Consider the following 1,117-nt stretch of genomic DNA (forward strand, 5'->3'; position numbering starts at 1 on the left):
TTTGCATACTTTTTGTCATTTTTTTTATTAAAACACTTATGTTTTTTACACTAAACTTTGGTAGGAATGAACCTCTTTTAAAATGAAACCTAACGTTTATGTATAAGGAAAGTTGCGTGTTTGTGTGCGAGGATTTTCCGAAGGAAAATCAGAAGCTAGCAAACGAGCAACTCACTTTGGTTTAGCTAAAACTAGCAATTTTTTTTATACGGTGTTAGCTGTAGTTATTTTTTTTACTCCTAAAATAGTTGTTAATATTCCAAATACAAACAAAGCCCAATACATAAAATCATAGTTTAGTCCATAGATCCAATCAAAAAATGGGTCGCCAAAAATTGAATATAGCATAGAACATAAGTTATTTAAAAAATGAATAATTATGAGGTAAACAATATTCTTTGTTTTCATATAGATTATGCAAGCAATTACACCATATATAAAGGTTGGAATTAAATTATTTGGGGTTGGAAAATGGATAGCTGAAAAGCATAAACTCGAAATTAAAATAGCTATCCAAACCTTATTTTTTTCAAGAAGTTTTGAGAACAGAAATTTTCTGAAAAATAATTCTTCAAAAATAGGAGCAAATAAAAGACTAGAAGTTCTTGAATAAATAAAAAGAGTACTAAATCCAGAAAATTTATAGTGAGGTTTTATCTCTGAATTCAGATAAAAATCTATAATTCTATTAAAATCAATTATCGGTTGTGATACGAATCCAAGTCCAATTACTATTATCAATAAATATGGAATTAAAGTAAAATCCAATTGCTTAATATTTAATTCTGATTTTAAATTCGGTCTAGGTTTCCAAAAAAAGTAGGCAACAATTAAGAATGAAGTCCAAATTAATATATAAGCAGTACCAAAGACATGTTCATTATGTCCCATTCCCAGTAAGTTCGTGTATTTGTCAAGTCCGACAAAAAGCCCAATTTCAAGTATGTTTTGTATTGCTATAAGTAATGCAGTTAATAATAAAGCTTTGGCGATTTTCAATATTCTCGATGTTTTTTAATTATAGCTAACGATCTGGATATGAATCGTAGCATTCAAACCAGCTCTAAATTTTTGTTTAATACCAAGCAATAAAAATAAACAAAAACTTTGTTAAAGC

Annotated in this window: 1 protein-coding gene; it reads right to left on the bottom strand. The window is 27.8% G+C overall.

Translation table 11 applies throughout. The features are described 5' to 3' along the window. Positions 1-204: 204 nt before the first annotated feature. On the bottom strand, positions 205-999 hold the full coding sequence (locus FQU21_RS17315; protein ID WP_147679291.1) for a CPBP family intramembrane glutamic endopeptidase: 795 nt from the start codon (positions 997-999) through the stop codon (positions 205-207). Between the last annotated feature and the right edge of the window lie 118 nt (positions 1,000-1,117).

Origin of the sequence: Algibacter pacificus (assembly GCF_008033385.1) — a bacterium.
Classification (GTDB): domain Bacteria; phylum Bacteroidota; class Bacteroidia; order Flavobacteriales; family Flavobacteriaceae; genus Algibacter; species Algibacter pacificus.